Raw genomic sequence first — 15073 nt, forward strand, 5'->3', positions numbered from 1 at the left:
TCAAGCGATCCGAAGCCAACCCTTTAGCTTGCTTCCAAGGCTTTGCGGCGGGGACTGCGGGTCTCCTTGCTTTGCAGCGACCACGTTCTGGTTTGCGCGGCCTTTTTGTGCCGCAACGGCGGCGACGCTTCCAAAGGCCGCGATTTGAATGATCTTGGCCGTCTCGCTCGGTGCTGCCATTTCATAGCGCGCAAAGAGCAATTCAGCCTCGTCTGCCGGAACCAGGGACCCGGTCATTGGATCAAAGACCAACCCGTCGCTGAGTGCCGCATTGCGGTTGCCCTTTCCGCCGCCTTTGGTCGGGGTTTTGTCATCAACAGGCTCTGAAACCGGCGTCGATGGTTCTTCAACCGTATCAGTGGGCGCGGGTTCCACGATCGCAATGCGTTCGCCAGCGTCGATTTCACCGGACATGATCGTAAGCTCGTTATGCTCGAATCCCAGCAGGTGACCGATTTCGTGACGCAGCACCGACAAAAGATCGACGCCTTGCACCGTCCCTTCGAATTCGTCGTCGGTTTCGGGATCGGGATCAAGATACCAACCCACTCCCGCTGCATCGACATCGATCTGGATGACGCCGTCCTGCGTGGCGCTGGCCAGCGTATTACCGGTGAGGTCCACCACCGCGAAGCTAGCCGAGATCGCGGCCAGCTCGGCTTCGGTGACAAGACCGCTTTCGGCCCAGTCAGCCAGTGCCGCGTCAAAGATCGCAGCGACATCATCCGTGGTCAGGCTGCGCGTCGTCGTCACTTGGCTGTCAGAAACAGTGGCATCAGTTGACCCTGTCTGGTCGCTTGTGGCCAAGGACGTCTCGGACTGGTCCACGGACACGGCTTCTGCGTCGTCGTAGGGCGCCGATGTCTGCAAGGTCGCGCCACCAAGACGCATGGTGTCGGCGAATGCATCATCGTTGGTCGCGACCCGCAAATTGTCAAACGCCACCATGCCGTCCAGAACGATGACACCGAACTGACCGTCTACTGTGACGGCGTTAAAGGCGTAATCACCCAGCTTCACACCGTCCACGCGGATTTCCATGCCTGCGCCTTTGAAGGTCACTTGCAGGTTGTGCCCCGTCTTGCCGGTCAGAACGACGTTCTGGCTGTGATCGATGACGATGCCGTCGTCGGACGTGGCATGACCGACAATGATACGACCAAAGGCCGCATCCAGGGCCACGAATTTATAGTTTTCAGCATCGTAGCTGTCGAAAATCAGCCCGCCTTGGCCCGATCCGTCGATATCGACGGCAAGTTCAAGATAGCTGTTGGCGGCAATCTGGCTGCCAAGATCAATCAGGTTGATCGCAGGCTGCAAGCCCTGTGCGATGCCGGCCAGCGTGCCACCCTGCTGGGCCCAGTCGCCGGATTGAACCGTCTGGGTCAGCTCGTCGACCACGCCTTCGAAATCGTCCGTTTCATCCAGCGTCCATTCGGGCGGTAGAATCTGCACCTTGAAGTTGTCAAAGGTGCCGCGACTGCCATCCATCGCAATACCCACCATTCCGGCATTCATCGGAATGATCTCGCCCGCAATATCGTAGCGTGGATCGTAATCGTGGGTGAACCAGTTCACCCCTTCGACCACCAAGGTGACGTTGTTGTCGTTGACCGCGACCAGCACATCGTAATTTGCACCCGGCTTGATCCGAACCGGCTTTTTCGACTGTACGGTATAGTGCCAGCCAGCGGCGTCGACATAACCCATTTCGATCTTGTTGGTGGACACGTTGATGCCCGCAAACTTGAAATCCTGATCGGAATAATAGTCGAAAATGATGTAACCGTTGGCTTTCCATCCGCCTGTCGGCTTGTCGAGATTAAAGGTCGTCTGCACCTCGTAGTAGCGCGGCAGGTAGCGGTCCACGATCATCACTGCGGTTGCGGTGGATGCGCCATCGTCGGCGGTTACGGCCATGCGGCCCCCGGTGGGCGTGAAGGCCCCGGTATCGGTGGCAAATCCGTTGCCCTTGCGATCGTTGAAATCTGCCGTGCGCAACACGTCCCGCGCGCCGCCGGGGATGTTGCCCGCCTGCGGATCGCTTGGCGCACCTGTCTGGTCCTGCCACAGCCCCTTGTCACGCTGAGTCACCAGACCCAGTTCACCGTCTGGGTCGCCCATAAAGCCCGCTACGTTGGAATAGCGCGAGCGCGAGTTGCTTTGCCCGGTATCCGCCGTGCGCGTCATGTCGACGCCGTCGCTGGCCGCCTGCGCCCAGAGGAAGTCGAACAGTGCGGGCGGAACCTGACGGCTGACCGTCGCGATCCCAAACGGGGCGAACGGCACGATGTATGAATTGAATTCGCCCACCCAGTCAATCAGGCGGTCGCCACCGGTGTTGCCGATCAGGATATCCAGCCCGGCGCCACCATAGATGCGGTCCTCGTACGACACATGCGTATCGGTGCTGTCGTTGCGACCGCTGTAGGCGTCATAGTTGGCACCGTTCGGATTGGCGCCGCCCATCACGTCGTCACCGTTCATCAGGTCGTTGCCGAAGCCACCGTAGATGTGGTCGCGCCCGGTGCCACCGACCAGCCAGTCGTTACCAACGTCGCCAAAGATGCGATCGTCACCGTCGCTTTCACGGGCCACCATCTCGCCGATCGGCGTGCCGTTGTTTTCAAAATCGATATAGCCCAGTTCTGTGCGGCCTTCGTTGTCAGCGAGGTTAAGGAAGAACTGCTTATAGTCCAATGGGTTGTCATCGCCCTTCCAGACTGTGCCATCGTCTGCGAACAGGATCACCCGGCGTGGATCATATTCGTCATACAGCAGGAATTCACCAAGCCGCGTGCGGATGTTCTGGGGGTCGTTCCACGGATCGGTGTCCGCGCCAAAGTTCAGAATATTGCCCCGTTCGGGGTTCCAAGGACGCGAGAAGTCAGTTCGCACCAAGCCGTCGGGGATGGCGTCGCCGTCGTCCAGATAAAGCTGAACATAGCTTTCCGTCAAAGCCTCTCCGCCAGCGATGGCGTCGTCGCCAGATCCACCGTGGATAAAGTCGTCGCCCAGACCGCCAAAGATCACATCATCCGCAAACATCGGGTTATGCGCATTCGGATCAGCCTGAAGGGCGCTGTCGGGATCGACGTTATACGGCGTCAAATCGACGGATTTCAGCAGCTCGCCCGCGACGTTGATTGTCTCGGTCTGCACCCGTCCCGGCGAATAGATGAATTCGTTGATGACGTTGCCCTGGCTTGTGCGGCTGTCAGGATCGGTCGCCAGCAGCTTGAACACGCCATAAAGGCTTTCGGCAAAAGCACTGCCGTAGTCCTGCCCGCGCTCCAGTGCGGTGTTGCGGCTGGTCATGATCCGACCGTCGTCGCCGACGATCCCGTCGATACCGGTGCCGCCGGAAATCCAGTCGCTGCCCCAGTTGCCGTAGATGTCGTCGTTGTCCGCATCACCAAAGCCGATATCCGCACCGCCGCCAAGGTAGATCACGTCGTCGCCGGTCTCGCCGTGGACCTCGTCGTTGCCGAACACGTCGTTGTTCCAGCCATCAAGTTGCAGGTCGGGCCCAGCGGGGGTGTAGTCTAGCAGGCTGACGCCGCGCACGATGATCTTTTCATCTGCGTTATAGGCGTCAGTGTCGTAAGCAAAGTGCAGGTAATCCTGCGCCCCTCCCGTCAAACTCTGGACGTCCGTGCCGTTCACACCGACAAGGCGGACGATGTTGCCATTGTCAGCCACGATGACATCCGCATCGTGCGCGTGTCGGTTGTGTTGTGCTGCCGGATCGCCGGGCAGGTCGTCGTCGTTGCGGTCGATTTGCACACCGGTACCGCCAAAGATCATGTCTTTGCCATCTGGCCGCATATTTCTGTCGGTCAGGCTGAAAAAGCTGGACGATCCGCCGATCAGGTCATCCTGTCCCAGCCCACCGAATATGACGTCACAGCCGCCGCCGCCTTCGATATAGTCTTCTCCGTCCTGCGTTAGATCGGTCGCGACGATATCCACGGCAATCACCGTCAGCGGGCCAATCGGATCGTGATCGCCCTGTGGGTCGCGGGCCGCGCCGACGCGGCGGGTGTCCACGTCCACACCGTCGATCAGCGCCTGAATTTCGGCAGCGTCCAGGATCGTGCCCTGAACAGTACCGTCACCCTGGATGACATCGTTGCCCAACTGACCAAATATCTGATCGTTACCTTGGCCACCGGCGATGTAGTCATTTCCAAAGCTGCCCGCCCCAACGCGACCCGCTGCCATTTCCATCGTATGCTGCAACGCGTAGTCGATGGTATATTCGTTCCACCAGCTTGGCCCGTTCGGATCGCGGTAGTCGCGCGCAATCGGTTTGTCTTTCTCGTTTAGCGAAACCATAAGCACGCCGCTTGTGTCCTCGCCAGCGACCTCTTCACCGTAACCGGCAGAGGTGGCGCGGTCACTGCGCGAATACATCAGTGTTCCCGCAAGTGTCTGATACCGCAGGCTGGCAATATCGTCCGTCAGGTTCGTGTCACCGGCAGGACCCATCCGCGTCAGCGTCACGTTGTCGCCAAAGATCAGGTCATCGCCCGCACCGCCGTCGATGATGTCATGTCCGGCGCCACCGATCAGGATGTCTTCCATGCCACCCGCGATCAGGATATCGTCACCACCATTCTGCAGCTCGACCGCCTCGATCACCAAAACGGACTCTAGCAGGGTCGTCTGGATCTTTTGTAGAATCTGGACACCAGCAGGTGCACCCACGTCGGGCAGGTTCGGGTCCTGCACGTTTTGCGTGACGACCCCATGATCGCCAAAGATGATATCGGGCGTCATGTCGAACCCGGTCGCACCGCTGCCGTCGCCGATGATCGTATCCCGACCGGCAGTCAGATGATCCAGCACCTTCGACGCAACCGGCGAGAAGGTCGATTCAGTCCGCGGAAAGTTCTTGATCGCCGTGGGTTCGGGACTGTTGTCCGACGTGGCGATATCCAGCGCGCGGGTGAAGATGTTCACATTCACGCCGCTGTCGCCATAAATGTGGTCCACGCCCCGCTGACCGATGATCGTATCATCGCCAGAGCCACCTGCCAGATGGTCACCGACCTGGCTGCCGATCAACAGATCGTTGCCCGGACCGCCGTAGGCCACCAACCCGACGGTCACCACCTTGCCATCCGCATCGCGCGGCAGCCCGTCAGCGCCATAGGTCACATCGGCGAAAAGACCGCTGGCATCGATGACATCGTTGCCAAAGTTCTTGAACCAGTTTGCGACCGGAAAAATCCACTCGTCGTCCTCGTTTTCGGCATCGGGAAGCTCTGGGAACGGGTCGAACGGCTTTTCACCCAATTCGATACCCAGCGGATTGCTCGGCTCGCCGCTGTACCACATGCCGTCCTGGCTGGTGTCACCATAGATGACCAACGGGCTGTCGGGCCCGGCCCCGCCTGTGACGACAAAATGGTCGCCGCCGATGCTGGCGCCGGTCGAGGTGGTGATATCGGTGCGCGTCAGCGTCACCGTCACCGGGCCATCGTCACAGGGATCAAGTGCGGCATTGCCGACAGTCAGAACATTGCCATTGATGGCAGTGATTTCGAACTGTCCCGGCTGCCCGGCGATTTCGATAAAGTCACCGGCGACAAATCCGGTCCAATCGGTTCCATCGGTCCGAACCAGACGATCCACGCGAATGTCCACGTTTTCGACCAGTGTTGTCGTAACGGTCGCCGTCGCCAAGCTTAGATCGGCATCAACGGCACCGCCGGTGCCCCAATCAATCGCCCCGCCTGCCAGCGGATCGGACAGGACAAGCTGCGCATCCCTGCCCCAGCTCGTAAAGCCGTCTGCGATGCCGTAATCCGACGCTGTCGCATCGCGTATTTCCAGAATTTGGCGTGTATGGCTTTCGCCCGCCAGCTGGACCAGCTGGCCAACCGCGAACCGATTATCGGCAAAGCTGCGCCCGTCCAAACGGGTCGCGATGTTTTCACCGTCGACCGTCCGCAAATCAAAGCTGCCGCTGGTATCGACAACCAGATTGCCACCGCCGTGCAGAACGGTCAGCCCCCCGTGTGCGCCCTGAACCCAGAAGAAATCAGTCAGGGTGGCAGGCAGGTCGTTCAGATCGTCACCCTTGACGGTCAAGATCAGCCCGTCGTCGGAAATATCGACGATCCGCAGTTCGGACCTGTTGTCGCCAATACCGATTTGCAGCAGATGACCGGCAAGAAATCCGGACTCCGCCCAGTTGCCCGCGGATCGCGTGATCAGCCCACCGCTGATGCTGACTGTCACCTCTTCAAGAACCGGTTTATCTGTCGCGACCAGTTTGGCCTCGCCCGTTATCGCGGGGAAGTCGTTGCCCGACAGGATCAGCAGCGAATTGTCGCTGGGGTCGCGGTAGGGTTCGTCGGTTTCGGGGTTGATGATTGGCGTCGTGCCGTCAGCTTCGAAGTATTCGATCGCGTCTTCGATGCCGATGATGGTCCAGCTTTGGCCCGCCACGCCTTCGATGGTCACGGTCTGCCCGACAAGAAAGCCTTCGGCTTTCCAGTTGAAACCCTCTCGGCTGATCACCTGGGCGTTCTTGAATTCGGGATTCTGGGTGTAGAGGAAATTGTAGTTGCCGTCGCTCCACCCGTTGATAAAGGTAAATTCGTTTTGCGCTGACACGAATTCAGCCGGGTTCAGCGTACCGAGTACGTCAAGATAGTCGTTGCCTTCGCCCATCATGAAATTGAACACTTCGATGGTGCTGTCCGCGCCATCCGTGCCCACGCCAGATACGCCAAAATTGACCTTTCCAAAGCTTAGACCGCCTGCATAGACCAAATCCTGCGGGACAGCGCCCTCGGTGCCTTCGCCAAAGATCGGGCCGCTCACGTCCGGAAAGACAAGGTCATCGGCCATGCCGAAACCACGCAGCGTCGTGTCGTCCAGAACGCCGGTGCCATCAGCCAGACTGCTGTCGTTAAAGATATTCAGCACATCGATCTGCTGGCTTTCCGGCGCCTGCGCCGCAATCGCGATCAGAAAGTCGTCGCGCTCACCCGCCAGCTTGATGCCGTTGGTCAACGACCTGTCGGCACCGGCAGGGCCACCTTCGACGGCCAGTGGGCCCTGTAGGTCAGACAGGCGATGCGCCTTGACCGCAAAGATTTTAACACCGTCACGGGTGCTCGGGACCTCGTAGTAGATGTCAGCCTTTAGCGTGATCTTCTGTTCGTCGTAAAAGTTTGCGTCGGTAAAGGTCGCAACGACCGCGATGCGGTTGACCTCGACCATGGTGGCCGATCCATTCGACAGCCATCCCGCATCCGAGAAAGCGTCATCGGACATTGGGTCGAGTGTGAACTGTAACTTGTCGTCCTGCGTGTCGTTGTCGCCGCGGATGATTGCGATCTTGGCATCGACAAAATCGTCGGTGCCGACATTCGTGATCCGCACGCGCTGTCCTTCAAGGAACCCCTCGCGGAGCCACCCCTGAACAGCCGCATCCAATTGGTTGCCAGTGGCATCGGTGCGGATCAGACGGGTGGATTGATCACCGGTCAGCGGATCGGTTTCGGTCGCAAGCTTTGCATAGCCGGTCCAGACGTCGCGTTCGTTCAAAAGCGACAGGATCACGGTATCGACCTGGGTGGCCGTGGGCGACGCATCGGCATCGGTCGTGGTCAGCGTGATCGTCTGCGTCGTGACGCTTTCGATGGCGTAATCACCGTTCACGTCCGCGCCACTGACATCCGTGCCAGCAATGCGGATCAGGTCACCCGTGATCCAGCCGTCGGCCACAAAATCGCCAAAGTCAGCGCCGGGGCCACGGGTCAGGGTCAGCTTGCCACCGATCTCTTCAAAGACGATGGCGCCCGCAAATTTCTGCGTGGCGCGCACACCGCCGATGGTCTCATAGGTGGCCATTTTATCGCCGATTGCGACGACATCGGCAAGACCGTCGGTCAGAACCGCGACATTGACGTCCGACGTCGGCTGCTTGGTCAGACGCAACGTGTAGTCTTTGGTGTCGCTACCATCGGGGATCAGGACGGTCGATCCACCGGACTGCTGCACCAGTGATCCAGCTGTTTCATTGTCCAGCACCGTGACAGGCAACAGACCGCTGCCCGACCGCAGGTTCGGAAAGACAAAGTCGGGGTCCGTGGTGTCGATCCCACGGGCAAAGCCGATGGTCGCGGTCTGCGGGTCTTCGCGCACCGCATCATCGCGGGCTTCCAGCCCGATATTGATCGGGGTGTCCCACGTCAGATCGGTAAAGGTTGCCGTGCCGACGACAAGGTCGCCATCCCCATTGATATAGCGCTCCGCCGTCAGAAGGATTTTCAGGTCTGGGTTGCTGTCGATATTGACCAGACGCAACGCCCGGTCGGACAGATCGTTCAGCGTCAGCTCGACAACAACAGTTCCAGCGGGTTTTTTCGCCAGATCGATCTGGATGATGTCAGTCAGCCCCGTGGTTTCGTCGCCTTCGATCAATATGGTGCGACCATCCTCGACCAAGGTACTGTCGACCTGACGGATGTTGATGCCCGGCGTATCATTGTCTTTGACCTGTACTTCGACGTTGGCCACGTCGATGGCGTCATAGGCGGCACTGTTCGAAATGACCGAATGCTGCATGACGACCACGCGGTCGCCTTCGGCGCGGGTGTCATCCACCGCGTAAAGCGAGACGGTCTGCGCCTGATCGTAGTTGGTGTGATCGAACCGCAGCACAACGGCGCGGTTCTCGATCACGTCATGCAGATCGACGACGCCATCGCCGTTGATATCGAACCCGGCATTGCGGGTAAAGTCACTGGGCACAGCGGCACCTGCCACCGTGGACAGCCAGAACGTATCGCCCGGTCCGTTGGGCAACGGCGCGGGATTGATCAGCGTGTCGTTCCGCTCTTCCTCGGGCGAACGCGCCGCCGACACGGTCACATAGACAACCTCGCCCTCCGCCAGCGCCTGCGCCAGCCGCACCGTATAGCTGTCGACCGCATCCGGCCCGCCTTCTCGAACGGCGGTAAAGCCGTCGGGGCCTTCGTCGATGACGACCAGACCCTCGCCTTCTGTGGCGACGTTGTAGTTGAACCCATCGATCAGCAGACCGTCATAAAGGGTGTCATCAGATGTCACCAGATGATCGACGGCACCAGATACGCCCTCCAGCTCACGGGTCACGATATCCTCTGTCACGTCGCCTGCGACATTGATTGTATCCGACCCCAGACCGCCGATCACGCGGTAGGCCACGCCAAACGCGGTGGAGCGGATAAAGAACTCATCATCGCCTTCAAGGCCATCGACCTCGACCACTTCCATCGTGGAATAGCGGACATTCAGACCGGCACCAAAGATACCCTGCGCTGTGATCACGATGTCATCGGCAAATTCGGTGCCAAGGATCACCAGCTTGTCAAAGCCCGTGCCGCCATCGACCGAAACCGGCGCGTTGACGTTGTAGCGCACTTCGTCCTGACCGCCACCCGCGCGGATATCAGGTGCTTGACCGATCGAGAATCCGAGCCCGATTTGCGGCACGGCCACACCTTTGTCGTCCAGCACGATCTCGTCGTCGGTCACATCATCAGGCGTCAGCAACAGGTCGGTAAAGTTGATGTTGCCGTCACCATTGGTGTCAAAGAGGTAATCCGTCCCGCCAGATGTCACGGTGCGCAGAGAAGCGCGCAACGCGGCGCGATAATCATCGTCCGGTCCGGCCAAACCAAAGACCGAGGTCGCCATCAGCGCGTTGATGGCGGCGTCGGCAGTCAGGCCACCCGTCTGCAGGTCCCGAAGTTCCGACAGAACCACGACACCGGCATCCAGATCGTCCTGTGTGTAGGCACCGTCATGGTTCCAGTCAAAGTCGATGGTCGCGGCCAGTGCAAACGCGCGGATGATGAACAGATCATTGTCGTCATCGCCTTCAAGCCGCAACTCGGACTGATTGGAATAGACCCGGAATTCATCGTTGCCTGTGCCACCCTGCGCCAGCAGCGGCGAAGATGACCCCGCGCTCAACCAGCCCCGTGACGTGGCAACCAGTTCGGGGAAAACGTCCTGCGCCAAAAGATTGCCTTCGGACACGTTGCGCTTTTCGCCAAAGATCTGGCCGATCTGGAACGTGTCGTCATCGGCCCCGCCGTCCAGCGTGGTGATGACTGTGGTGTCATCGGTAAAGAACGCGTCGTTGCCGCCACGACCTTCGACGACCAGACGACCGTTGATGCCGGTATCGTAGGCAATCCGCTGGACCTTGGTGCTTTCCTCGTTGTTGTAGATCACGTCCTGATAGCCGTCGATCTGACCGTGCAGGATCGCCACGTATCCCGGACGGTCCGCTGTCTCTCCCGGCAGGAAATTGGCGGCCCGCAGTAGAAAGATATCGTCCGTCTTGCCGTCGTTGGTGCCGTCATTGCCAAAGATCGACAGTTGATCGGCGCCGTCATCTTCTGCGCCGGTATCCAGCACGTTGATGATATAATTGCGCTCATCGCCTTGGCTGCCCAGCGAATAAACGCTGTAGAAATCAAGGTCCGACTGACCGTCGAGTGTCAGCGTATGCTCGGCGACGACCTCGTGACCCGGCGCGAGATTGCCCTTCGCATCCACAGCGTTCGGTCCGGTCTGCGGCGATGTCTGTGTCGCCGTATCCTGTAGGTAATAGACCGCAAACCGGTCTTCACCGTCGTCAACGTCATTGGCCACATCGGGTGTCGCCCCGCCATGGACGCGCGTCTTTGATCCCAGCTTGATATAGCCGTCCATCCCACGCACCGTGGTCCCGGCCACGCCGCTGGTGTCGCCAAACTGGAAGAAATCGACATCGGAACCGCCGAAAACCTGCGTCAACCGTGCTTCAAAGTCATCGTCCGTACGCAACGGCGCCCGCGTCAGGTTCGGCGAAGAGGTGCCAATCGGGGTCCCGCCGTTACGTTGACCTGCAACGTCCAGAATTGCCCCCGCCATGATGACACCGCGCAGAACCATCGTAGTCCCGATATTTACATCCCTATCGCCATAATCACCGCGAATGATGATCCCTTCGCCCGCGATGATCCCGGCATTGTCGTCAAGGGTCACGTCGTCGCCGACACGCAGTTCGACCGCGCCCAGTTCCGCGTAGACCAGTCCTTCGGCAATGATCCGGTCGGCATCCGCATGGTTGCCCGGTGCAATGCTGTTGCCTTCGGCAAACCGGGCCGATCCGCTTTCGATCAGTTCGAAATTCTCGCTGGTCGAGGTCGAACCGGTGGCCTCGCGAACGGTCAGCCGGATATCTCCGACATAGCTGTGTGCCAGTACCAGACGCAGTTCTTCGGCGACCTCTGTCAACCAGATGCTACCGTCCGCTTCGAGCGCCACATCGTCGGAATCAACCTCTAGGCCAACCGGGGTCAGGCCGTTGCGGCTGTCGATTTCAAGATCGTCACCGACCTCACCAATGGTGGAACCGACGCCGTTGGCATCAAGATCGATGCTCAACCCGATGATATTGGCCGCATCGTCATTGCGTGCATCGACAATGGAACCGCCCGTCGTCCGCAGGGATACGTCCGAAATCGAATGAACGGTGTGGATGTGCAGATCGCCAATCACCTCGTCGATGAAAATGCCATCGCTGGTCGTCGCGGTGTTATCAAACGCCCGCAGCACGCCCGTCCCAGCCAGAGTCACGCTGCTGCGATCAACGTCGATTTCAAGGAAATTGGACGCATAGCCGATCCCGCCGCCGAAACCGCTGGCACCGATGGTCGGCGTTTCGACCTCTCCGTCGGTACCCTGAATGTCGTCCGCGTCGGGATTCACGAAACCCGATGCCGCAATCAGGGTGATGTTGAAACCGGCGATGTCGGCATCCGCCTGATTGTTGACACCCTGCGCATCCACAAAGCTTCGCGGCGCATACAGCAGCACATCGTCGTCGGTGGATGTGATCGTGCCGACCCGGAAATCCCCGGTCAGCTCTGTCATCGCGATCCAACCGTTCGTCAGCGCAGAAACATGGCCCGCGCCCGTGGCATTGCCGGTGGTATCGGTTTCCGTCAGTGCGAGGATGTTGATCCGCACATCGCCTGGGGCAGAATTTGCCGCCGCGACCACGATGTTGCCCGTGCCAGACACAGCGCCCGCCTGCAAACCGGCAAGGGTCCGCAGTTGTGTGACGGGGTCGATACCACGGAAATCAAATGTCGTTTCGGGTGTCGATGAAATGCCTTCGGCAAACGCACCGCGATCCGTCTTGTTGGCTTTCTGATCGATGTCATCGAAAAACACCTCATAGGTGTTGTCCGCAGGCGCCGTATTGTTCTGGGGGTGCTTGACGATCACGCCGCCACCGCCGCCCAGTCCGTCCTGCAGCCATGTTGCCTGCAACAGCACGTCGGCGGTGTTGCCCGCCGCCACGCGATCAATGTTGACCAGATAGGCACCGTCCGCCTTTTCGACATTCGCAAGGTCCTGCCGCAGCAGCGCGCGCACGTCGAGATAGGCATCGTTGCCGGCATCCACGGTGATCACTTCGACGGCTGTCAGCGTGTGACCGTCAGTCAATGTGCCGCCTCCGGTCAGGTCGACCGCAGTTCCGCCTTCGACCAGCGACAGGGTTGCTGCGTTTCCGTCAGCACTCAGACGGATGTAATAAAGATCGCCATCGGTCAGACCGCCCAACGCTGCCGAACCAGAGTCCGTATCATAGCGCACAAGTTGGCCGTCAAAGAACTTGTTGCCCAGCCCCAGGAATATCTGGTTCGACAGGGCACCGACTTGCGCCGTGGTAAAGCTGAACGCTTCAGGTGTGCCCACGGAATCGACCAGGTCGATGACGATACGCTGACCATACCGGCCCGCATCCTGTGCCGCATCGACGTTGATGATCTGGCTGCGCACGACCGACGTGTCACGCGACTGCGTGCCCAAGATAGAGCCTTGGGTGTTTTCGATCGTGGTCACACCGATCGGATTGTTGATATCACCGTTCAATTCGATATCGCTGTTACCGGTGTTCCGAATCGACACCAGTGTCGGTGCGACATCGGTCACGATGTTAAATGTGAGCGTCCGATTGCCTGCGGCCTGGTTCGTCGGCGCCAATACGACAACGGGCGGCTTTTCCCCGAAGACATTGATATCATTGATCTGAATGGTCTTGTCGGACTCGTTCAGGATCGTGATCCGTTGCAGCGAATTGCGGAACGTCCACGTGCCGCCCGATCCCGCGATGCTGTCAGAATCGAAAACGACATCGCCCGGTCCGGGGTTCTGGATGTCGTTGACGTAGATCTTGTCGCCCTCGATGCTGCCGGACTGTATCGCTTTAAAGCTGTCGCCCTGCGCCGCGCTGTCGTCGATCGTGATGACTTCGGCGTTGGTGATGATTGCGTTGCTGTCGACCGTGACCTGCTTTTCGACCAGCAGATCGGGCGACCGACCGGACAGGATCGTGACGTCACTGTCAAAGACAATAGGCTTGGTGGTGGTGATACTGGGGTCATTGCCGGACGCCCCGCCCGAAGCCAGCGACCGTTTGGAGACGACCGCAGTTTCCGTGATATTGGTGCCAAGGTTGTTCTCTGCCACCACAAGGAAGGCCAGACGCTGCGCGTCTGAAGCCGGTTCCTGTGCGTAGTTGTAGAATGCCAGGTTGCCATTCGCCTCGTCGCGCGGGCCGGCCGTGATATTCGCCAGCGCCGCGCCCGTCACGATCGCGTCGACCGTGACAGTGGTTGCGGAATCCGAATCCACCTTGCCGAACAGACCGCTGGAGCGGGAGTAGCTGTAGGATTTTGCAATGACCCCGCTATTTTCGATCAGGATGTCGACGCCTTCCCAGCCAGTCAGCCGGGCAGAGCCACCGATTGTCACGCTGCTGTCGGCGTCAAAGGCGGTCGTCGCCTCACCATCGCCTTCGCTGTAGAAACCGCCGCCGCGCCCGCTGGCGTCGGTGCGCAGATCGACATCGTTCAGATAGGCCTCAAGGCTCAACTCGCTCGCCTCGATCAATGCGCTGCCTGCAATCGTCGTGAATGCGCCGGACCCGTCGTTGGCCCTGGATCCGGCATCGGCCGATCCGTCACCGCCAAAACCGACACCTTTTGCGTTCGCCGTCGCCTTGCCGGTCGTGCTGCCCTCGGCCACGAACTGTGCAAAACCGCCGACAAAGATGACGGCGTTGCTGCCGACGCTGACGTCAGACGTGAAATCGGTGTTCGAATAGGCCTTTGCGTTTGCGACACCGACAAATCCGCCGGTTGTCGCCTTGGAACTGATGCTGGACTCGTTGTCGGCCAGCGATTTGACCGACAGGTTTCCACCTGCGATCAACTGCGTGTTGTCGCCGATGCTCGCCGTCGATGTCAGATCACCGTTACCGGAATTATGATTGACCGTCGCCTTGCCCACAGCAACGAAACCGCCGCTGCCGTTGCTGGCGTAGGCCGTTGTCTTGGTAAATGCGTCGGACTCGATGGTCAGATCGCCACCGGCGCTGACCAGTGTCGCCAGAACGTTGGCAGACACCGTAGGCGTGCTGGTCATATCGGCGGTATTTACGGTGCCAGAAACGATCCCGCCGCCGGACCCTTTTGACGTAGACGATGACTGACCGTCACCGGTCTGGGGGGCCACCACCGCCAGTGACAAGCCACCGGGCGCATTGATGACATCGTCCGTCTGGCCCGTGTTCGCTGTCACGTCGATGCGCAGGTCGTAGAAATTGTTCGACCCGGTCTGGTCGAGGTCGATGGCTTGGGACCCGATGTAGTGATCCTGTCCCGCCACGTTGAACGAATTCAGCGTTATGACGCCGCCACCCGGGGCTGCGGCCAGCCGAATACGGTTTGCGTCGCCCGCATCTTTGGAATGAACATAATACGTCTGCCCATCGGTCAGGCCGCTGATCGGTGCATCCTCCAGCAGCGCCAGCGAATGGATGCGGTCGTCGGACTTGTCTGCGTCCAGCGCCACGATCGGCGTGTCGATCGTATCGGTCTCGGCCGAGGTCCGTTCGACCACGGCATCGGCGTAGGTGCCCGCACCGCTGACGTAGACGGTGTCTAGACGTAGAGTCGTGCCACTGTTCAGAACGACGGAACCGGTATAGACCAGACCGCCC

General features: G+C 59.6%; 1 protein-coding gene (cut by a window edge). It reads right to left on the minus strand.

Annotated elements, in window-relative coordinates; genetic code table 11:
• Nucleotides 1-15073, minus strand: partial view of an LEPR-XLL domain-containing protein gene (locus GZH79_RS11485; protein WP_211643929.1) — the 3' portion only. It continues 13904 nt past the right edge of the window; 15073 of the gene's 28977 nt are visible here — the last part of the coding sequence; the start codon falls outside the window, past its right edge; the stop codon is at nucleotides 1-3.

Source organism: Loktanella sp. SALINAS62, from assembly GCF_018263905.1.
GTDB lineage: Bacteria > Pseudomonadota > Alphaproteobacteria > Rhodobacterales > Rhodobacteraceae > Loktanella.